The following is a 20,168-nucleotide window of genomic DNA, read 5'->3' as shown; positions in this document are numbered from 1 at the left end:
AGAAAGAGACGCTCTCCATCATTGACGACCAGCACGGGGCGCCCACCGGCGCTGAGCTGCTGGCAGACTGCACGGCGACGGCAATCCGTGAAACGCTGCGCAATCCGGCGCTGGCCGGCACCTATCACCTGGTGGCCAGCGGCGAGACCAGCTGGTGCGACTACGCCCGCTATGTGTTTGAGGTGGCGAGGGCGCACGGTGCAGAGCTGGCGATCCAGGAAGTGAAGGGCATTCCGACGACGGCCTATCCGACGCCGGCGAAGCGTCCGCTGAACTCACGCCTGTCGAATGAAAAATTCCAGCAGGCATTTGGGGTGACTCTCCCGGACTGGCGTCAGGGTGTGGCTCGCGTGGTAACAGAAGTTCTGGGCAAATAAACGGGTGGCAAACGATGAACATTATTAAAACAGAGATCCCTGAGGTGCTGATTTTTGAACCGCGTGTGTTTGGTGATGCGCGGGGCTTCTTCTTCGAGAGCTTCAGCAGCAAGGTGTTTAATGAAGCGGTGGGCCGCCAGGTGGATTTTGTTCAGGACAACCACTCCCAGTCCCAGAAAGGCGTACTGCGCGGGCTGCACTATCAGCTGGCTCCGCACGCCCAGGGCAAGCTGGTCCGCTGTGTGGAAGGCGAGGTGTTTGACGTGGCGGTGGATATCCGTCGTTCATCGCCCACCTTTGGCAAATGGGTGGGCGCGGTGCTCAGCGCAGAGAATAAACGTCAGCTGTGGATCCCGGAAGGGTTTGCCCACGGGTTTATGGCGCTGAGCGACACGGTGCAGTTTGTCTACAAGGCGACGAATTACTACGCGCCGCAGTCAGAACGGAGCATCATCTGGAACGATCCGGAGATCGGGATTGACTGGCCTGCGCTGAGCGACAGCGCGCTGTCGCTGTCGGAGAAAGATCTGCAGGCGCATACGCTGGCCAACGCGGAAGTGTATATCTAGTGATGACCTGGATTCTGGCTCAAAAAATGACCAGAGCCTGAATCCAGTATATAAATTAAGGTATGTCTAAGCGATGCTGAAGTATTTCTTGAAAAACAAAACCCTCATCTTGAAACTGGCGAAAAGAGATATTGATTCTAAATATAAGGGATCTTTTATCGGCGGTTTTTGGGCAGTTGTTAACCCAGTAATTATGTTATGTGTTTATTCGTTTGTATTTTCAGAAGTCTTCAAGGCTAAATGGGGTAGTTTAGAAGGAGGGAAAGGGACCTTCGCAGTAGTATTGTTTGCTGGGTTGATTATATTCAACTTCTTAGCAGAGTGTTTAAGTCGAGGACCGACATTATTTACCAGTAATGTAAATTACGTTAAGAAAGTTGTTTTTCCACTTGGCTGTCTTCCGTTTAGCATTTTTCTTTCGGCCGTGTTTAATTTCTTTATAAGTTTCATAATTTTGCTCATTGCTCAACTAATTGTCTTCAATTCAGTGCCTTGGACAATTTTATTCTTTCCGTTGTTGTTGATTCCTTTGTTTCTTATCGGTTTTTCATTAATTGTTATTTTTTCAACCATTGGCGTATATTTTCGAGATATAGCTCAGGCTGTGCCAATTATGATAACGTTTCTGATGTTTTTATCTCCGATATTTTATCCGTTAAGCGCAATTCCTAAAAGTTTTCAGGATGTTATGATGTACAACCCGTTGGCGTTTTTAATAGAAAACACACGGGATGTATTAATCTTTGGCAAAAACATGTCAATTGAATCGTATTCAATTCTGTATATTTCAAGTATTATATTTTACATTATTGCAATGAAAATATTCCAGAAGGCTAAAAAAGGTTTTGCAGATGTCCTATAATTCAGTTAAATGCGAAGCTGTCATTCAAGTAGAACATATTACAAAAATTTTTCGCATCTACAACACTCCAAAGGATCGGATAAAAGAATTCCTGGCAAATTTACCACGCCGAGTTGCTGGGGCAAAGCGTATAAAGAAACATAAAGAATTCTATTCACTTAATGATGTCTCCTTAACTATTAATAAAGGAGAGACAATTGGGATCATTGGTGCCAACGGCGCAGGTAAATCAACCCTATTGCAAATTATTTGTGGGACGCTGTCGCCAACTAATGGCAATGTAACTGTAAACGGTAGAGTGGCTGCTCTGTTAGAGCTTGGTGCTGGGTTTAACCCTGATTTCACAGGTAGAGAAAATATATTTATCTCAGCATCAATAATGGGACTAACTGACGAGCAAATAAAAGAACGTTTCGACAGTATCGTTGAGTTTTCCGAAATTGGAGAGTTTATTGAGCAACCGGTAAAAACATATTCTAGTGGTATGTTTGTACGGTTGGCATTTTCAATTATCGCTCACGTTGATGCAGATATCTTAATCGTAGATGAAGCGCTTTCGGTTGGTGATGCGTTCTTTGTTCAAAAATGTATGCGTTTTCTACGGGCATTTATGGAACATGGTACTGTGCTCTTCGTTAGCCATGATACCGCTTCAATTGTAAACTTATGCGATCGTGCTATCTGGATTGATCATGGGCAGAAGAAGATGGAAGGTTCTGCGAAAGATGTTTCGGAAGCTTATCTTGCTGCATTATTTAAACAGAGTAACAGGAATGTATCCGTCAAGCGTCAAAACAAGGATGTTACCGAGGTTGTAGCTTATAAAGATATGCGTACTAGTTTTATTAATGCTAGTAATTTACGTAATGATATAGAACTGTTTTCTTTTAATGATGAAAGTAAACAGTTTGGTGAGAATGGCGCAGAGATCTATAGTGTAAGGCTAGAGGATCAAAACGGTGAACCTTTATCATGGGTAGTTGGTGGGGAAGAAGTTAAGCTTAGAATAAGTGTTAAATGCTTGAAAAGTATGTTTAGCCCAATAATCGGTTTCTATATAAAAGACAGACTTGGACAAACGTTATTTGGTGATAACACATACCTTTCTTATATGGATACACCACTCAGTATGCAACCTAATGACAATATGGATAGCATTTTCGAGTTTAACATGCCTATACTTCCAGTCGGTGAATATAGTATTTGCGTCGCAGTAGCTGAAGGTAGTCAGCAAGAACATATCCAACATCACTGGATACATGATGCGGTAATTTTTAAATCGCATTCTTCCAGTACGGTGACTGGGCTAGTCGGTATTCCAATGAAAAATATTAGTATCTCGGTGAATTAAGAGTAATTATTTTATGACTATGATTAATAAATCAATGCTTTCCAGACCTAGAAAACTGACTTTCCCATTTGGCTGGTGCGGCCATATCCCCTTTGTCAGTTGGCTTGTTGAGGAAATGAAACCGGGTACTATTGTTGAATTAGGTACGCATTCAGGAAATTCATATTTTGCAATCTGCCAGGCTGTCATGGAAAATAATACCGGTTCCAAATGCTATGCTGTTGATACGTGGCAGGGGGATGAGCATGCTGGTAGCTACAGTGAAGATGTTTTCAGAGATGTAAGTGCATGGAATCAGCAGTATTTCTCTGCATTTTCAAATTTAATGCGCATGACCTTTGATCAGGCGAACGAATATTTTTCTGAAGGTAGCGTTAATTTATTGCATATCGACGGCTTACATACCTATGAAGCTGTTAAACATGACTTTGAATCCTGGAAATCAAAATTAGCAGATGATGCGGTTGTCCTGTTCCATGACACCAATGTCCGTGAACGAGGATTTGGTGTATGGCAGCTTTGGGATGAACTTCAACAACAGTATCCATCTTTTGAATTTTTGCATTCATATGGCCTGGGTGTGCTTTTTGTAGGCAAAAAAAGCCAAGCTCTTTATGAAAAGTTGGCTTCTTTTGGTGAGCCTGCCCTCATTAGAGAGGCATTTTCACGCCTAGGTGAGTTAATTACTCTGCGCGAAGAAGCCCATAATCATATCCAGCATATTGAATCAGCCAGATCCGTTCTTGAGAGTCAAAACCAAGAACTTCAGCATCAACTTAATAAATCAAAAGAAGAAAATGAACTCTATATAAAGAGAATTCAGGAAGATAAAAATATTAAAAATGTTATGGCTGGCAGAATCCATGAACTGGAAAACAGTCAGCATCATATTTCTGGCAATGTCCATGCACTCGAAAAGGAAATTGAGCGGCTGATTAATACTAACTCGTGGAAAATCACTAAGCCGCTAAGATTCATGTTTCGAGTACTCCGCGGCCAACAGAAAGATGCGATGTGGCATATTAAAAAAGAAGTCCGTAACATTGCCAAGTCAGCTTATTATCGAACCCCTTATAAGTATCGCGAACAACTATTAACCATGGCATTTAAGGTTCGACCTAGTTGGTTCACTAGTCATCCTAAATTTATGGCTGCTCACTCTCTGATATCAAATGAATTAGAGGTAAGTGATAAGCTTATCGATATTAATTTATTAAGTGACGATATTAATACACAGCCTGGAAGAATTGCTGTTCAATGTCATATTTTTTATCCAGACTTAATCGATGAATTTGTGGCACAATTGTCAACAATGCCGTTTAAGTTCGATGTTTACATTTCAGTAACAAGTGAAGAAGCCAAACAACAATGCAACCTGCAATTTAAGAAGATTAAAAATATCGAAAATCTCGATGTGCGAGTAGTGCCTAATCGCGGTCGTGATATTGCTCCAGTATTCGCCGAGTTTGGTTCCGCCTTAAAACAATATGATTTTGTTTGTCATATTCAAAGTAAGAAGTCATTATATAATGAGGGAAAAACAACCGGTTGGCGAGAGTATTTACTGAATGGTTTGTTCGGTTCGGAATCTAATGTAAAACGAATATTTAAAGCATTTAAAGATGATAATTCGTTAGGGATTATCTATCCTCAAGTTCATCATACATTGCCTTATATGGCATTTACCTGGTTAGCCAACAAACAGCAAGGCAGTGAACTTTGCGCTAAAATGGGAATAGCCTGTCCTGATGGATATTTCAATTTCCCAGCAGGTTCAATGTTTTGGGCCCGTATAGATGCTTTGTCCCCGTTATTCGAGATGAATTTAGCGTGGCAAGATTTTCCTGAAGAAAAAGGACAGACTGATGGGACTACAGCACATGCAATTGAACGTTTGTTAGGTATAGTCCCTCAGGCTTTGAATTATGGTTCATTAATTATAAAAGACTGTGAGAATGAGTCAAAATCCACTTTCCGTTGGGATCATCAATATTTCCCTAGAACGTTAGAGTCGATTCATCAAATAATTTCTGATCCAAGCAAAAAAGTTATTGCTTTTGATATTTTTGATACTTTGTTGATTCGTCCTTTACTTCATCCTGACCATACAAAACAGATCATTGCCAGCCAATTGTCTGCTGAGGAAGCGTCCGAGTTTCTGTCTAAAAGGCCCGCCGCAGAGCAGAGTGCAAGGCACCGCGCTGGGCGGGATATCAGTATTGACGATATCTATAATGAATTGCAGCAACATTATCAGGTTGAACATTCAGTCGCCAAAAAGTTTCGTGAGCTCGAAGAACGGGTTGAAATTGCTTCTGTTTCGGCTCGGCCGGATATGTTGGAAATTTTTGAGTTTGTTAAAAAGAGTGGTAAATCAATCGCTATTGTCAGCGATATGTTTTTACCGCTTGAAACTATCGTTAATATGCTCGAATCTAATGGTTTTACCGGATGGGATAAAATTTATTTATCATCAGATAAAGGTAAAAGAAAGGATACGGGTGAACTGTACGAGCTTCTTTTTACCGAGTATGGTGTTTCCGGTAATGAAGTCGTGATGATTGGCGATAACGAGCGTAGTGATTTACAGTTGCCTTGCGATCGGTTCAACACTCTCGGTTTGCATATTGTTAGAGCTACGGACTTAGCACTTCATACTCCAGAGTATGCAGGGTTAGCTAAGCAGGCGTTTAATTCGGATCTAGACGGAGAACTGACCTTTGGTCTTTTGACGAGGAAAAATTTAAGCCAAATTGGGAGTTTCTCTCCGGAAAAATTAAAGCTTTTCTCTTCAAGTCCGTATCAGATTGGTTACAATCTTGCAGGTCCATTGCTTACCTCATTTGCTGAATGGCTGAGAAAGCGCGCCGCACAATCTGACATTCAAGACTTATATTTTCTTGCCAGAGAAGGGAAAATCATTAAAGACGTTTATGATCTTTGGTGTGATGGGGCAAAAGCTGCACCTCAAAGTCATTACCTGATTTTGTCTCGCCGTGCGGTTAACGTTCCTAATGTAACAACACTGAATGATGTCTTGGATATAGCTAAGTCGACTTTCTTTGCCAATACACTCGAGATGTTTTTACGGGAACGTTATGGATTGGTCCTACCTGAAGAGAAACTATCCTCTTTATACTCTTCTGGGCTTTGGTCTAAAGGCAAGTTAGTAGAAGTGCAGAATGAGGATATTTCCGAAATTAGGTCATTGCTGGAATATCTTATGCCTGATATTCTTTCTGAAGCTCATGCTGAAAAGCAAGGTTTGTTACAATACCTTAAACAGGAAGGATTCTTAACATCAGGTCATAAGACGGTCGTTGATGTTGGATACTCAGGAACGATCCAGAAAGCGCTTATAAATATTGTAGCCGACAGAGTCGATGGTTATTATATGGCAACATCTGAAACTGCAGGAAAGGGCTTAAAGAGCGGAAGTAAAGCTCATGGTTGTTTTATTGATAACTCGATCTCACTTCAAAATGAAAACTCAGTGATTCTACGTCAAAGTTTCGAACTTGAAAAATTGTTAAGCTCGGATGATACCCAAATTGTTAAATATATACTGGAAAACGCGACCGTTACGCCAGTATATAAACAACAGCGTCCAGAAGAGCTTATAACAAAAGACATCAGAACGGAGTTACAAAAAGGCTGCATGGATTTCGTTCGTGATGCAAGAGATATACGAAATACGCTTTACCCTGATTTTTCGCCTTCATTGACAATAGCTGATTCTTTATATAGTGAGTTCATTTCAAGTTGCAATCGAAAAGAAAATGACTTCGTGAAAAAAATGACCTTAGATGATGATTATTGTGGTCGTGGTTTAGTAAATTAAATTAAATTAAAAATAACCCCTCTATCTGCGGATAGCAGATAGAGGGGCAGGGTTTCAGAATGAACCGAAGTGTTGCTATTTTAATGGCTGTAAGAAATGGTCAGGAGTACCTTCAGCCTCAACTTGATTCATTTCTTAACCAAACATATAAGAACTGGTGTTTATATGTTTCTGATGATGGCTCGACCGATTCGACAGCCGAAATTGTTAATAACTTTTATCTTTCTCATCCAGAGATTTCTGGTTTTTTAAAAAAAGGCCCTTGTCTTGGTTTCTGCCTAAATTTTCAATCCATGATCAACGATGAAAAAATCATTGCTGATTATTATGCTTTCTCTGACCAGGACGACATTTGGTTACCCGAAAAAATAGAAAATGCAGTTCGCTTTTTGGACCGTGTCCCCTCAGATACTCCTGCTCTCTATTGCTCGGCTACCACTCTTATCGATCAGGCTGATAATATTATTGGGGAATCACTTTCACCCAATAAGGCACTCAGTTTTGCCAATGCTCTGTTGCATAATGTTGCTAGCGGCAATACTATGGTATTCAATCATAAAGCCAGAGAGTTATTAATGGCTGCCTCGTCTGAAGAAATGGTGGTACATGATTGGTCGCTCTATCAGATAGTAAGCGCATGCAATGGACGCATTTATTTTGATCACACCCCTGGAGTGTTGTATCGCCAACATAGTAATAATGTGATTGGTGATGGACGTAATATTTTTCTACGTGTGCGTAATTTCTTTTCATCTTTTAAAGGAAATCGTGCGGACTGGAATAAACGGAATAAAACCGTTCTCGATAAGATAGTGGCTCACTTCGGTGAGAATGAAAAGCAAGTTTATTATAACTATAATAATATAAGTAAAAGTAGGTTTTTGAAAAGGATTTATTTTTACATAAAATCTGGTGTTTACCATCAATATAAACTCGGTACATTATCAACCATAATTTACGTTTGTGTTGGGAAAATGTAGTAAGGTGCTATGTGAATATACTAGCTTCGCTTGTTCTTTATAAACATTCTTTTCAAGAAATTGAGCTTACGCTTGATTCGTTATTAAATGAAAAGAATATCGATAAACTAGTTATAGTGGATAATGGTTCTTTTTGTACCTGGTTGGATGATTATAAACACGATAAAGTTGATGTCATAAGATTAACTGATAATGAAGGTTTTGGCGCAGGGCATAATAAAGTTTTTGAACATTATAAAAACCAATGTAGTTATTTTTTGATTTGTAATCCTGACATTTACTATGCTCAGGGCGAGGTTGATAAACTGTTTTCCTTTTGTAAGGAAAATGCGGTCGACCTTTCAGTCCCTAAAATCATATATCCAAATGGTGCATTGCAATATGCGACAAAGCTATTGCCGGCACCATTTCAACTTTTCGGACGTCGTTTTCTCTCATCATTTTTTCCCAACATAAATAATGAGTATGAATTGCGTAACGCTAATTTTAATGCTGCATTCTACGCGCCATCGATGTCAGGATGTTTTATGATGGTGAGCAATAACGCCATTCTACAAGTTCAAGGTTTCGACCTTCGATTCTTCATGTATTTAGAGGATGTCGATTTTTCGCGCCGTATCAGTGCGGGAAATTTTAATGTTGTTTATTGTCCTGATTCTACAGTCGTTCATCTATCGCAAAGAAAATCATATCACAGCTTTAAGTTCCTGTTTTATCATATGACCTCTGCGATTAAATATTTCAATAAATGGGGTTGGTTTTTTGATAAAGAAAGACAACAACTCAACAAACGTTGTCTTTCATCATTACCAACCAGATCGGAATAATGGCTTGTAACATGAGTTAATGGTAAACAAAAGGCAGATTTGAGGACAAATCTGCCTTTTATATTTGCGGAATTAACTAGTACTAATATTACTTATGCCGTGCTCTTAAATTATCAATCACTTCCCCGAGATCCAGCCCCTGGTCCTGCAACAGCACCAGCAGGTGGTATATCAGGTCCGACGCCTCATTCTTCAGCTCGAAGCGGTCGTTCACCGTGGCGGCCAGCGCGGTCTCCACGCCTTCTTCCCCCACTTTCTGCGCAATACGCTTGGTACCGCTGGCATACAGCTTCGCCGTGTAGGAGCTCTCCGGGTCGGCATGCTTACGCTCGGCCAGCAGTTGCTCCAGCTGATAGAGGAACAGCCACTGGTGGCCGGTTTCGCCGAAGCAGCTGGTGGTGCCTTTATGGCAGGTCGGCCCGATCGGGTTTACCAGCACCAGCAACGTATCGTTGTCACAGTCCGGCGTGATGCTCACCACGTTGAGGACATTGCCCGAGGTTTCACCCTTGGTCCACAGCCGTTGTTTGGTGCGTGAGTAAAAGGTGACCTTGCCGGTGGCTTCGGTTTTCTCCAGCGCCTCCTTGTTCATGTAGCCCAGCATCAGCACCTCGCCGGATACGGCGTGCTGCACGATGGCCGGCATCATACCGTCCGTTTTTTCCCAGTCCAGCTGTTCAGTCAACATACCCTTATCTCCACGCCCTGTGCCGCCAGGTACGCTTTCAGTTCGCCAATATTAATAATCTGTTTGTGGAATACCGAGGCCGCCAGCGCGCCGTCAACGTTGGCGTCGCGGAAGGCTTCGAGGAAGTGTTCCATGGTGCCCGCGCCGCCGGAGGCGATCAGCGGGACATGGCACACTGCGCGAACCTTCGCCAGCTGCTGCAGATCGTAGCCGTTGCGCACCCCGTCCTGGTTCATCATATTGAGGACGATCTCGCCCGCGCCGCGCTTCTGCACTTCCTCCACCCAGTCGAGGGTTTCCCACTGCGTCACCCGGGTGCGGCTCTCGTCGCCAGTATACTGGTTGACGTGATATTTGCCGGTCTCTGCATCAAACCAGGTATCAATCCCCACCACAATACACTGCACGCCAAAGCGGTCGGCAAGGCGGGTGATCAGCGTCGGGTCAGCGAGAGCAGGGGAGTTAATCGAAATCTTATCGGCGCCGAAGGAGAGGATCTGCGCCGCGTCTTTCAGCGATTTGATCCCGCCCGCCACACAGAAAGGAATATCGATCACTTCCGCCACGCGCGACACCCAGCTCTTGTCGACCACCCGGCCGTCGCTGGAGGCGGTGATATCATAGAACACCAGTTCGTCGGCCCCTTCGTCGGCATAGCGCTTGGCCAGCGGGACGATGTCGCCAATGATCTCGTGATTACGGAACTGCACGCCTTTCACTACCTGGCCGTCGCGGACGTCGAGGCAGGGGATTATCCGTTTTGCCAGCATTGAATGGCCTCCGTTACGTTGAATTTACCTTCCAGCAGCGCGCGACCGACAATCACGCCGCGCACCCCGGTGCCGCGCAGCGCGGCAATATCATTAAGATCGCCGATGCCGCCGGATGACTGAAACGCCACCTGCGGGTAGCGGGCGCAGACTTCCTCGTACAGCGAGACGTTAGAACCTGCCAGCGTGCCGTCGCGGGAGATATCGGTGCACAGCACATGCTGCAGGCCGACCGGCAGATAACTTTCCACCAGCTCCTCCAGCGTCACGCCGGAGTTTTCCTGCCAGCCGCTGACTGCCACCTGCTTGTTGCCGTCGGCGTCAATGCGCACGTCGAGCGCCAGCACCAGCCGTTCAGGGCCAAAGCGTTTAAACCAGCCTTTCACTTCCTCCGGGGACTTTACCGCGGTGGAGCCGACCACCACGCGGGCGACGCCGGCCTCAAGCAGGGCCGCGACATCCGCTTCGGTCCGCACGCCGCCGCCAACCTGTACCGGGACGTCAACGCCGGCGACCAGCGATTTCAGCAAGGGGATCTGGCGTTTCGCCGGATCCTTCGCCCCGGTCAGGTCGACCAGGTGCAGGACTTCCGCCCCCTGAGCGGCATAGGACTGCAGGCGCGGCAGCGGATCGCTGCCATAGTCGCGCTGCTGGCCGTAATCGCCCTGGTGGAGACGAACGACGGTGCCGTCGATTAAATCTAAAGCAGGAATAATCATCACATCTCCAGGAAGTTTTTCAGCAGCTGCGCCCCGGCGCTCCCGGAGCGCTCCGGGTGGAACTGCACGCCAAAGAAGTTATCTTTCTGCACCGCGGCGGTGAACGCCTCACCGTAATTGCACTGGGCGATGGTGTACGGGTTGACCGGCATGGCGTAGCTGTGCACGAAGTAGAAATAAGCGCCTTCTTCAATGCCGCGGAACAGACGATCGCCTGCTTTGGCATACACCCGGTTCCAGCCCATGTGCGGCAATGGCAGACCGTGGTCGGTCATCTTCGGCACCTCTTCTTCGATAATGCCCAGCAGATCGACGCCGTTGTTCTCCTCGCTGCGCTTGCCGAGCAGCTGCATGCCCAGGCAAATCCCCAGCACCGGCTGGGTACAGGCTTTGATCAGGTCGATCAGATCGCGGTCGCGCAGCTGGTCCATCGCCGCCTGGGCGGTGCCGACGCCGGGAAGAAACAGTTTATCGGCACGCAATACCACCTCCGGATCGCGGCTGACCACTGGCTCATAGCCGTGGCGGCCAATCGCCGATTTCACCGAATTGAGGTTGGCGCACCCGGTATCAAGGATCACCACATTCATCACAGCACCCCTTTGGAAGACGGCAGGGCATCGCCCTGGACGCGGATCGCCTGGCGCAGCGTACGGCCAAAGGCTTTGAACAGGCTCTCCACGCGGTGGTGATCGTTCTTGCCCTTGGTTTTCAGGTGCAGGGTCACCGCCATGGTGTAAGAGAGCGAGCGGAAGAAGTGTTCCACCATCTCGGTGCTCAGATCGCCGACGCGCTGATAGGTGAAGTCCGCCTTATACTCCAGGTGCGGACGGCCGGAGATATCCAGCGCACAGCGGGCGAGACACTCGTCCATCGGCAGCACGAAGCCGAAGCGGTTGATGCCGCGCTTGTCGCCGAGCGCCAGCTTCAGGGCTTCGCCGAGGGCCAGGCCGGTATCTTCCACGGTGTGGTGATCGTCGATGTACAGATCGCCGCCGACGTTAATTTCCATGCGGAAGCCGCCGTGGGTGGCGATTTGGTCGAGCATATGGTCAAAAAAGCCGACGCCGGTGTGGATCTTGCTGCCGCCTTCGCGGTCCAGCCACACCTTCACGTCCACCTGGGTCTCTTTGGTGATGCGCTCGACGTGGGCATAGCGGTCGCGGCGGGTCAGCTGCTCGCTGATGGTCGGCCAGTCCAGGGTCTCACGGTCATAGCGCAGGCCGGTAATCCCCATGTTATCCGCCAGCTCGAGGTCGGTGACCCGGTCGCCAATCACATAGCTGTGGCTCTTATCCAGCACGCCGTCTTCCAGCCACGGCAGCACCAGCTGCGTTTTCGGCTTGCGGCAGGCGCAGTTGTCGCCCGGGAAGTGCGGACAAATCAGCACCTCTTCGAAATTGACGCCCTGCGAGGCGAAGATCTGCATCATCAGGTTGTGCGGGCCATCAAACGCTTCCTGCGGCAGACTGTCGGTTCCCAGGCCATCCTGGTTGGTGATCATCACCAGCTTATAGCCTTCCTGCTGCAGCTTCAGCAGCGCCGGGATCACCTGCGGCTCAAACGCCAGCTTGTCGAAACGGTCCACCTGGAAATCCACCGGCGGTTCGGAAATCAGGGTGCCGTCACGGTCAATAAAGAGATACTTCTGGGTCATACATTCTCCGCAGTCAAGGCGTCAATCACGCGCTGGCTCTCGGCACGGGTACCGATAGTGATACGCAAACAGCCGCTTAATGAAGGTTGTTTATTCTGGTCACGTAAGATAATGCCCTGATCCCACAAAGATTTAAACACTGCGCTGGAGGCGGTTATCCGCGCCAGAACGTAGTTCGCCTCGGAATCGAAGACCTGCTCCACGCAGGCGATGCCGCGCAGCTGTTCCACCAGGTAGCGGCGCTCGTCGAGGATCTGCGCCACGCGCTGGCGCATCGCCGTGATGCCTTCCGCGCTCAGCGCCTGGGCGGCGATATCGGCCACCGGCGTGGAGAGCGGATACGGAGCGATCACTTTCAGCAGCACGTTAATCACCTCGGCGTTAGCGAGGGTGAAGCCGCAGCGCAGGCCGGCGAGGGCGAAGGCTTTGGACAGCGTGCGCAGCACCACCAGGTGCGGATAGTCGCTGAGCCAGCCGGCGAGCGTCGCCTGCGGGCAGAATTCAATATAGGCTTCGTCGGCGACCACGATGGCTTTATCGCGGGTCATCTCCAGCAGGTCGCGTATCGACTGCGGATCGATGATCTGTCCGGTCGGGTTGTTCGGGCTGCAGACAAAGACCACCTTCACGCCGTCCAGCTGCGCCTCGATACCCGGCAGATCGAGCTGCCAGTCGGCGAGGGTCGGCACGGTGCGGCATTCGACGCCGATGGTCTCGGCGCTGACGCTGTACATGCCGTAGGTGGGCGGGCAGTAGAGTAGCGCGTCTTTGCCGGGCTCACAGAAAGCGCGGATCAGCAGTTCAATCCCTTCGTCGGCGCCGCGGCTGACCAGCACCTGCTCCGGTTTAACGTCGGCGTAGCGGGCGTAGCTCTCGATGACTGCCTTCGGCTGCGGCTCCGGATAGCGGTTCATCGTTTGCGCGGTAAGCTGGAAAGCCACGGCGGTTGGGAATTCGTTGGCGTTCAGCCAGACGTCGCCTTTGCCGCCCAGACGGCGAGCGGATTGATACGGGGTCAGCGCACGGACGTTGGCGCGGGCTAAATCTTCAATGCTCATGCTTGCTCCTTCAGGGCGGCAACGCGCAGCGTTACGGCGTTTTTGTGGGCGTCAAGGCGCTCGGCGGCGGCCAGGATCTCAATCGTTGAGGCGAGGGCGGCAAAGCCGTCGCGCGACAGCTCCTGCACGGTCATCCGCTTCTGGAAGTCAGCCAGGCCGAGGCTCGAACAGGTGGCGGTATACCCATAGGTCGGCAGGACGTGGTTGGTGCCCGAGGCGTAATCGCCCGCGGATTCCGGTGACCAGTCGCCGAGGAAAACCGAACCGGCGCTGGTGATGCTGTCCACCAGCTCGCGAGCCTGACGGGTCTGAATGATCAGGTGCTCCGGACCGTACTGGTTGGAGATAGCCACGCACTGCGCCAGGTCGCGGGCCACGATGATCCGGCTGGCGGAGAGGGCCACGCGGGCGGTTTCCGCGCGCGGCAGGGCGGCCAGCTGGCGTTCGACGGCCTCAGCGACGCGGCTGCCGAGGTCGGCGTCCGGGGTCAGGAGGATCACCTGCGAGTCCGGGCCGTGTTCCGCCTGCGACAGCAGGTCGGAGGCGACAAAGTCCGGGGTGGCGCCGCTGTCGGCGATCACCAGCACTTCCGACGGGCCGGCCGGCATGTCGATGGCTGCGCCGTCCAGACGCTGGCTGACCTGACGTTTGGCTTCCGTGACGTAAGCATTACCCGGGCCAAAGATTTTATCCACCTTCGGCACCGACTCGGTCCCGAGGGCGAGGGCGGCGATAGCCTGGGCGCCGCCGACGTTAAAGATGGTTTTCACGCCGCACAGCTGCGCGGCATAGAGGATCTCATCGGCGATCGGCGGCGGCGAGCAGAGCACCACCTGCTGACAGCCGGCGATGCGCGCCGGCGTCGCCAGCATCAGCACCGTGGAGAACAGCGGCGCCGAGCCGCCCGGAATATACAGTCCAACTGAGGCGATAGGGCGGGTAACCTGCTGGCAGCGCACCCCCGGCAGCGTTTCGACATCCACCGCCTGCAGCTGCTGCGCGTTGTGGAAGGTCTCGATGTTTTTCACCGCCACCGCCATCGCCTGCTTCAGCTCGTCGCTGAGGCGCTCGCCGGCGGCGGCGATCTCCGCCTCGCTCACCTGCAGCGCGGCGACGGTGGTTTTATCAAACTTCGCGCTGTATTCGCGCAGCGCCGCGTCGCCGTTGGCTTTGACGTTATTCAGGATCTCCGCCACCGTTTTACTGATGCTGTCGGAGGCGGAAATCGCCGGGCGCGTTAAGAGTTGTTGCTGTTGGTCTGCGCTACAGCCGTTCCAGTCGATGATTGTGTTGAAGCTCATGATTGTTTTCCCCTGTGTGTCCCGTGACCGGCTGGCCGATTACTCCATCATCTTCTCAATCGGCAGCACCAGAATGGAGCTGGCGCCCAGCGCTTTCAGTTTTTCCATGGTCTCCCAGAACAGGGTTTCGCTGCTGACCATGTGCATCGCCACGCGCTGCTTGTCGCCTGCCAGCGGCAGAATAGTCGGACGCTCGGCGCCCGGCAGCAGGGCAACCACTTCTTCCAGACGTTCGGTCGGGGCGTGCATCATGATGTATTTTGACTCGCGGGCCTGGATCACGCCCTGAATACGGGTCAGCAGGCGGTCAATCAGTTGCTGTTTGGCGTCGGCCATCTCGCCGTCGCGCTGGATCAGGCAGGCTTTGGAGCGGTAGATCACTTCCACTTCGCGCAGGCCGTTGGCTTCCAGGGTGGCGCCGGTGGAGACGAGGTCGCAGATGGCGTCGGCGAGGCCGGCGCGCGGCGCCACTTCCACGGAGCCGTTCAGCAGACAAGATTTAAAAGAGATACCTTTTTGATCGAGGTAGCGCTTCAGCAGGTGCGGGTAAGAGGTGGCGATGCGTTTGCCGTCCAGCGCCGCCGGGCCGTTCCAGGCTTCATCCACCGGGGTCGCCAGCGACAGGCGGCAGCCGCCGAAGTCCAGACGACGCAGGGTGAAGTAGCGCGGGTCTTCGCCCTGAGCGCGGCGGCTGAGCAGCTCTTCTTCCAGCACGTTTTCGCCGATAATGCCGAGGTCGACAACACCGTCCATCACCAGGCCCGGGATATCGTCATCACGCACGCGCAGAATGTCGATTGGCATATTTTCTGCCAGCGCAATCAGACGCTGGGTGTGCAAATTGACTTTAATGCCGCAGCGGCTGAGTAATTCGCGTGAATCTTCGCTTAAACGGCCTGATTTCTGAATAGCTATGCGTAAACGGGTGTTGTCTAACATTGTTCTTTTCCTCTGAATACCTGTCTGAATCTGTCCGAATTTGGTCCAAAAAAAAGCCCCCGGAAGTGAATCTTCCGGGGGCTCTCTGCGCGTTCATGCACCACTGGAAGATCCAAATGTCTTCCAGCACACATCGCCTGAAAGACTAGTCAGGATGATGGTGATGATGGTGGTGTTTAAATTGAACGCGGTTCATAAAATTCTCTGTGAATGACTATGCATTTGATGTCCTTTAACCTAAACCACTTCCGCCGCAGAAAGCAAGGGCTTTTTTCTATCATTAATTCATTTCACATTGAGCGAAGAAATTGTCAGTTGCCGCTGGCTGGCGTAGCCTGTAATCAGCACAGCGAAAGAGTCAGGAGCCTGGGATGAAAAAGGTCGCGATAGTCGGTTTGGGATGGCTGGGGATGCCGCTGGCGCTGTCATTGATGGCGCGAGGCTGGCAGGTCACCGGCAGTAAAACCACGCAGGATGGCGTGGAGGCGGCGCGGATGTGCGGGATTGACAGCTATCCGCTGCGCCTGGAGCCGCAGCTGGTCTGTGATACCGAGGACCTCGACGCGCTGATGAACGTCGATGCGCTGGTGATCACGCTGCCGGCCCGGCGTACCGGGGCGGGAGAAGGGTTTTATCTGCAGGCGGTGCAGGAGATTGTCGATACCGCGCTGGCGCACCATATTCCGCGGATCGTCTTCACCAGTTCCACCTCGGTATATGGCAACGTCAACGGCACGGTGAAAGAGAACTCTCCGCGTCTGCCGCAAACCGCCAGCGGGCAGGTGCTCAAGGAGCTGGAGGACTGGTTGCACAACCTGCCGGGAACCTCGGTGGATATTCTGCGTCTGGCCGGGCTGGTGGGGCCTTCCCGTCATCCGGGACGTTTTTTTGCCGGTAAGTCGGCGCCGGATGGCCAGCACGTGGTCAATCTGGTGCATTTGCAGGATGTGGTGGCCGCTATTGAACTGCTGTTGCAGGCCCCGAAGGGCGGGCACATCTATAATCTATGTGCGCCCCGCCATCCGGCGCGTGGCCTCTTTTATCCGCAGATGGCCCGTGAGCTGGGGCTGCCGCCGCCGGTGTTCAGCGACAGCCCGGACGGCGGCCAGGGCAAGATTGTGGATGGCAATCGTATCTGCAATGAGCTGGGGTTTGAGTACCAGTACCCCGATCCGCTGGTGATGCCGATGGAGTGATCTGCCAGCGGTGATTCGCATACCGTAAGGGGGTAGCGATGAAACCACTGCTGGATGTCCTCGTGATCCTGGATGCCCTGGAAAAAGAGGGGAGCTTTGCCGCCGCGTCGGCAAAGCTCTTTAAAACGCCCTCGGCGCTGAGCTACACCATTCACCGGCTGGAAAGCGATCTCAATATTCAATTGCTCGACCGCAGCGGCCACCGCGCGCGCTTTACCCCCACCGGACAAATGCTGCTGGAGAAAGGGCGGGAGGTGCTGCATATCGCCCGCGAACTGGAGATCCGGGCGGTCAAGCTGCAGCAGGGGTGGGAGCACACCCTCCGCCTGGCGGTGGACAGCACTTTTCCCGTAGCGCAGCTCTCGCCGCTGATCGCGGCATTTTATCAACAACAGCCGCTGACCCGGCTGCACTTCATTTTTAGTCCCTCGCTGTTTGACTGGCGGCCGCTGACTGACGGGCAGGCCGATCTGCTGCTGGGCGCCCTCGGCGAGCCACCGCCGCTGAGCGGCTATGACTCTCTCCCCCTCGGCGAGCTGGAGCTGCTGCTGGTGGTTTCCCCGCAGCATCCCCTGGCGCGACATCGTGCTCCGCTGAGCTGGCGGACCCTGCGCCGTTACCGGGCGGTGGCCACCGGCGAGGGCGGGGCGCTGCTTAGCGATCAGGAGACCCTGACGGTGTGTGACGCCGCGGGGCAGCTGGCGCTGCTGCGCATGGGACTGGGCTGGGGCTGCCTGCCGCGCTATCAGGTGCAGGCGCTGCTGGAGAGCGGCGAGCTCATCAGCATGGCCGTGGGCGGCCAGTCGCCCCGCCAGCATGCCTGGATCGCCTGGAATGACGCCACCTGCGGTTTGGCGAGCAAATGGTGGCGCGAAGCGCTATTAGCAAATAGTGCTATTTTTGCAATTTATCATACGGAAATCGTATAGATATTAGCACGTTAAAAAATATGCTTACGCAATGAACTTCATAGCATCTTGTCAACGCCGTTGAATTTGTTGCAAAATATGCGGCCTGAAAACCAGAGACTAGCCGACGCTTTTTTTAAAGTGTCGGTTATTTTTTTGGTCGAAAGACACATCATTCAATACCAAGAGGCCGGGCTTCGTACCGGATAGATATTTACTAAAAACCGACAGTCGTTGTCGCTGAGGAATAGAAAGAAATGGGGCAATTTTTTGCTTACGCGCTGGCGTTCACCGTAAAAGGGGATAACTATGTCGCATAACGCTACTCCAAATACCTCTCGCGTGGAATTACGTAAAACACTTACGTTAGTTCCGGTTGTAATGATGGGCCTGGCCTATATGCAGCCGATGACGCTGTTCGATACGTTTGGTATCGTCTCTGGTATGACCGACGGTCACGTGCCGACGGCCTACGCCTTTGCGTTAATCGCTATCCTGTTTACTGCCCTGAGCTATGGCAAGCTGGTACGTCGTTACCCTTCTGCCGGCTCGGCGTATACCTATGCCCAGAAATCCATCAGCCCGACCGTTGGCTTTATGGTGGGTTGGTCCTCGCTGCTCGACTACCTGTTCGCGCCGATGATCAACATTCTGCTGGCGAAAATCTATTTTGAAGCGCTCATTCCTTCGATACCCTCGTGGGTGTTTGTTATCGCGCTGGTCGCCTTTATGACCGCCTTTAACCTGCGCAGCATTAAATCCGTCGCCAACTTCAACACCGTGATTGTGGTGCTGCAGGTGGTGCTGATTGCCGTTATTCTCGGCATGGTGATTTATGGCGTGTTTGAAGGCGAAGGCGCCGGTACGCTGGCCAGCAGCCGTCCGTTCTGGTCCGGTGACGCGCACGTGATCCCGATGATTACCGGGGCGACGATCCTGTGCTTCTCGTTTACCGGCTTCGACGGCATCAGCAACCTGTCTGAAGAGACCAAAGATGCAGAGCGCGTCATCCCGCGCGCGATTTTCCTGACCGCGCTGATCGGCGGCCTGATCTTCATCTTTGCCACCTACTTCCTGCAGCTGTACTTCCCGGACATCTCTCGCTTTAAAGATCCGGATGCGTCACAGCCGGAAATTATGCTCTACGTAGCAGGCAAAGCCTTCCAGGTTGGCGCGCTGATCTTCTCCACCATCACCGTGCTGGCGTCCGGTATGGCGGCGCACGCTGGCGTGGCGCGTCTGATGTACGTGATGGGCCGCGACGGCGTATTCCCGAAAAGCTTCTTCGGCTACGTCCACCCGACCTGGCGCACCCCGGCGATGAACATCATCCTGGTCGGCGCTATTGCGCTGCTGGCGATTAACTTCGACCTGGTGATGGCGACGGCGCTGATTAACTTTGGTGCGCTGGTGGCGTTTACCTTCGTTAACCTGTCGGTGATTTCGCAGTTCTGGATCCGTGAGAAACGCAACAAGACGCTGAAAGACCACTTCCAGTATTTGTTCCTGCCGATGTTCGGCGCCCTGACCGTTGGCGCGCTGTGGGTCAACCTGGAAGAGAGCTCGATGATTCTGGGCCTGATCTGGGCCGGTATCGGTCTGGTCTATCTGGCCTGCGTGACCAAAAGCTTCCGCAACCCGGTGCCGCAGTACGAAGATGTGGCCTAAGACATAGCGTAGTGTGAATGAGAAAAGCCGGAGGGAAACCTCCGGCTTTTTTTTCGTTTGGCCCGGTGCGATATCTTTTGCCCGGCGGCGCTGCGCTTGCCGGGCCTACGGTGATGGTTAACCTTCTGAAATTTAATGGTTATGTAGGCCGGGTAAGCGAAGCGCTACCCGGCAACATGTTGGGCACGGAAACGACGGCCGGACGGTTCCCTCTCCCTCCGGGAGAGGGTTAGGGTGAGGGCAAGCACCGTCGTGCGATCCTTTATGTTATTAGTGACTTCAGCGCACATTGCGCTCCCGGTCAGTCTTCTGCGTTATGTCTCTTATGGTGCAGGGAGCGCACAGGGGGCGGCCAGTCGCCGCCGCCCCCTGTACCCCCGGGCTCCGGCCAGCAAAATCGCCGCTACGCGGTCCCTTCGACTTATCCCTGCAGGCTTCGGGTCGGGCCGAGGCAGCG

Annotated in this window: 20 protein-coding genes and 1 other annotated feature; of the genes, 11 read left to right on the top strand and 9 right to left on the bottom strand. The window is 51.4% G+C overall.

The genetic code is table 11. From position 1 onward, the window contains the following. The 7 genes from CWM58_RS27705 to CWM58_RS27675 form a co-directional block, all read left to right on the top strand. Nucleotides 1-377, top strand: a 377-nt coding sequence (locus CWM58_RS27705) for a sugar nucleotide-binding protein (protein WP_165785862.1), incomplete at its 5' end; no start/stop codon positions are given. Between the two features lie 14 nt (nt 378-391). Next, nucleotides 392-946, top strand: coding sequence for a dTDP-4-dehydrorhamnose 3,5-epimerase (gene rfbC, locus CWM58_RS27700; protein ID WP_100682215.1), 555 nt, complete (start codon nt 392-394; stop codon nt 944-946). 88 nt (nt 947-1,034) lie between these two features. Then, the gene (locus tag CWM58_RS27695) at nt 1,035-1,808 is read left to right on the top strand and encodes an ABC transporter permease (protein WP_158609881.1); all 774 of its coding nucleotides are present in this window, start codon (nt 1,035-1,037) and stop codon (nt 1,806-1,808) included. Continuing rightward, on the top strand, nt 1,798-3,159 hold the full coding sequence (locus CWM58_RS27690) for an ABC transporter ATP-binding protein (RefSeq protein ID WP_043874997.1): 1,362 nt from the start codon (nt 1,798-1,800) through the stop codon (nt 3,157-3,159). Before CWM58_RS27695 ends, CWM58_RS27690 begins: the two co-directional genes overlap by 11 nt. Before the next feature lie 13 nt (nt 3,160-3,172). After that, the gene (locus tag CWM58_RS27685; protein ID WP_100682214.1) at nt 3,173-7,000 is read left to right on the top strand and encodes a rhamnan synthesis F family protein; all 3,828 of its coding nucleotides are present in this window, start codon (nt 3,173-3,175) and stop codon (nt 6,998-7,000) included. A gap of 59 nt (nt 7,001-7,059) precedes the next feature. Further along, nucleotides 7,060-7,980: a glycosyltransferase family 2 protein gene (locus CWM58_RS27680; protein ID WP_100682213.1), complete on the top strand. Its 921-nt coding sequence runs from the start codon at nt 7,060-7,062 to the stop codon at nt 7,978-7,980. An 11-nt stretch (nt 7,981-7,991) separates the two neighbouring features. Beyond that, entirely contained in the window at nt 7,992-8,807 is an 816-nt protein-coding gene (locus CWM58_RS27675) for a glycosyltransferase family 2 protein (RefSeq protein ID WP_100682212.1), read from the top strand. Between the two features lie 88 nt (nt 8,808-8,895). Here the strand turns inward: CWM58_RS27675 and hisIE are convergent, their stop codons facing one another. The 9 genes from hisIE to hisL all read right to left on the bottom strand — a co-directional run bounded on the left by hisIE (nt 8,896) and on the right by hisL (nt 16,135). Next, on the bottom strand, nt 8,896-9,495 hold the full coding sequence (hisIE, locus tag CWM58_RS27670; RefSeq protein ID WP_100682211.1) for a bifunctional phosphoribosyl-AMP cyclohydrolase/phosphoribosyl-ATP diphosphatase HisIE: 600 nt from the start codon (nt 9,493-9,495) through the stop codon (nt 8,896-8,898). Continuing rightward, entirely contained in the window at nt 9,489-10,265 is a 777-nt protein-coding gene (gene hisF, locus CWM58_RS27665; RefSeq protein WP_100682210.1) for an imidazole glycerol phosphate synthase subunit HisF, read from the bottom strand. The genes hisIE and hisF overlap by 7 nt, the downstream gene beginning before the upstream one ends. After that, a complete protein-coding gene (gene hisA / locus CWM58_RS27660; RefSeq protein ID WP_004200373.1) occupies nt 10,247-10,984 on the bottom strand; it encodes a 1-(5-phosphoribosyl)-5-[(5-phosphoribosylamino)methylideneamino]imidazole-4-carboxamide isomerase in 738 nt (245 codons plus the stop codon). The genes hisF and hisA overlap by 19 nt, the downstream gene beginning before the upstream one ends. Further along, a complete protein-coding gene (gene hisH, locus CWM58_RS27655; RefSeq protein WP_008804113.1) occupies nt 10,984-11,574 on the bottom strand; it encodes an imidazole glycerol phosphate synthase subunit HisH in 591 nt (196 codons plus the stop codon). Before hisH ends, hisA begins: the two co-directional genes overlap by 1 nt. Further along, nucleotides 11,574-12,641, bottom strand: coding sequence for a bifunctional histidinol-phosphatase/imidazoleglycerol-phosphate dehydratase HisB (hisB, locus tag CWM58_RS27650; RefSeq protein ID WP_032735996.1), 1,068 nt, complete (start codon nt 12,639-12,641; stop codon nt 11,574-11,576). The genes hisH and hisB overlap by 1 nt, the downstream gene beginning before the upstream one ends. Then, complete coding sequence (hisC, locus tag CWM58_RS27645) at nt 12,638-13,699, bottom strand: histidinol-phosphate transaminase (protein ID WP_016161458.1); 1,062 nt, start codon at nt 13,697-13,699, stop codon at nt 12,638-12,640. Before hisC ends, hisB begins: the two co-directional genes overlap by 4 nt. After that, nucleotides 13,696-15,000, bottom strand: coding sequence for a histidinol dehydrogenase (gene hisD, locus CWM58_RS27640; RefSeq protein WP_061153940.1), 1,305 nt, complete (start codon nt 14,998-15,000; stop codon nt 13,696-13,698). Before hisD ends, hisC begins: the two co-directional genes overlap by 4 nt. Nucleotides 15,001-15,039: 39 nt before the next feature. Continuing rightward, nucleotides 15,040-15,939, bottom strand: a complete 900-nt coding sequence (hisG, locus tag CWM58_RS27635; protein ID WP_002912152.1) for an ATP phosphoribosyltransferase — start codon at nt 15,937-15,939, stop codon at nt 15,040-15,042. Between the two features lie 47 nt (nt 15,940-15,986). Next, nucleotides 15,987-16,109, bottom strand: a sequence feature (His leader region). Next, nucleotides 16,085-16,135 (bottom strand): his operon leader peptide, encoded by a 51-nt coding sequence (gene hisL, locus CWM58_RS27630; RefSeq protein WP_004899375.1) that lies wholly within the window; start codon nt 16,133-16,135, stop codon nt 16,085-16,087. (Overlaps the previous feature by 25 nt.) Nucleotides 16,136-16,310: 175 nt before the next feature. Between hisL and CWM58_RS27625 the strand changes: the two genes are divergently transcribed. The 4 genes from CWM58_RS27625 (at nt 16,311) to plaP (ending at nt 19,711) form a co-directional block, all read left to right on the top strand. After that, nucleotides 16,311-17,135 (top strand): SDR family oxidoreductase, encoded by an 825-nt coding sequence (locus CWM58_RS27625; RefSeq protein ID WP_008804116.1) that lies wholly within the window; start codon nt 16,311-16,313, stop codon nt 17,133-17,135. Nucleotides 17,136-17,173: 38 nt separating this feature from the next. Then, nucleotides 17,174-18,064 (top strand): LysR family transcriptional regulator, encoded by an 891-nt coding sequence (locus CWM58_RS27620; RefSeq protein WP_100682209.1) that lies wholly within the window; start codon nt 17,174-17,176, stop codon nt 18,062-18,064. Nucleotides 18,065-18,300: 236 nt separating this feature from the next. Continuing rightward, nucleotides 18,301-18,363 (top strand): membrane protein YoeI, encoded by a 63-nt coding sequence (yoeI, locus tag CWM58_RS29615; RefSeq protein ID WP_096335043.1) that lies wholly within the window; start codon nt 18,301-18,303, stop codon nt 18,361-18,363. Next, complete coding sequence (gene plaP, locus CWM58_RS27610) at nt 18,353-19,711, top strand: putrescine/proton symporter PlaP (RefSeq protein ID WP_100682208.1); 1,359 nt, start codon at nt 18,353-18,355, stop codon at nt 19,709-19,711. Before yoeI ends, plaP begins: the two co-directional genes overlap by 11 nt. Nucleotides 19,712-20,168: the final 457 nt, after the last annotated feature.

This window comes from Klebsiella sp. H-Nf2, assembly GCF_002806645.1.
In the GTDB taxonomy this organism is placed as follows: domain Bacteria; phylum Pseudomonadota; class Gammaproteobacteria; order Enterobacterales; family Enterobacteriaceae; genus Klebsiella; species Klebsiella variicola.
The sequence above is the reverse complement of the archived record's forward strand: the minus strand, read 5'-3'. Positions and strand labels throughout refer to the sequence as shown.

Bases quoted from the DNA above. Each gene is read 5' to 3' on its own strand.
- CWM58_RS27685 (WP_100682214.1), top strand. From the start codon at position 3,173: ATGACTATGATTAATAAATCAATGCTTTCCAGACCTAGAAAACTGACT.
- hisH (WP_008804113.1), bottom strand. From the start codon at position 11,574: ATGAATGTGGTGATCCTTGATACCGGGTGCGCCAACCTCAATTCGGTG.
- CWM58_RS27620 (WP_100682209.1), top strand. From the start codon at position 17,174: ATGAAACCACTGCTGGATGTCCTCGTGATCCTGGATGCCCTGGAAAAA.
- hisC (WP_016161458.1), bottom strand. From the start codon at position 13,699: ATGAGCATTGAAGATTTAGCCCGCGCCAACGTCCGTGCGCTGACCCCG.
- hisIE (WP_100682211.1), bottom strand. From the start codon at position 9,495: ATGTTGACTGAACAGCTGGACTGGGAAAAAACGGACGGTATGATGCCG.
- hisG (WP_002912152.1), bottom strand. From the start codon at position 15,939: ATGTTAGACAACACCCGTTTACGCATAGCTATTCAGAAATCAGGCCGT.
- hisF (WP_100682210.1), bottom strand. From the start codon at position 10,265: ATGCTGGCAAAACGGATAATCCCCTGCCTCGACGTCCGCGACGGCCAG.
- CWM58_RS27680 (WP_100682213.1), top strand. From the start codon at position 7,060: ATGAACCGAAGTGTTGCTATTTTAATGGCTGTAAGAAATGGTCAGGAG.
- CWM58_RS27625 (WP_008804116.1), top strand. From the start codon at position 16,311: ATGAAAAAGGTCGCGATAGTCGGTTTGGGATGGCTGGGGATGCCGCTG.
- rfbC (WP_100682215.1), top strand. From the start codon at position 392: ATGAACATTATTAAAACAGAGATCCCTGAGGTGCTGATTTTTGAACCG.
- hisA (WP_004200373.1), bottom strand. From the start codon at position 10,984: ATGATTATTCCTGCTTTAGATTTAATCGACGGCACCGTCGTTCGTCTC.
- CWM58_RS27690 (WP_043874997.1), top strand. From the start codon at position 1,798: ATGTCCTATAATTCAGTTAAATGCGAAGCTGTCATTCAAGTAGAACAT.
- plaP (WP_100682208.1), top strand. From the start codon at position 18,353: ATGTCGCATAACGCTACTCCAAATACCTCTCGCGTGGAATTACGTAAA.
- hisD (WP_061153940.1), bottom strand. From the start codon at position 15,000: ATGAGCTTCAACACAATCATCGACTGGAACGGCTGTAGCGCAGACCAA.
- hisB (WP_032735996.1), bottom strand. From the start codon at position 12,641: ATGACCCAGAAGTATCTCTTTATTGACCGTGACGGCACCCTGATTTCC.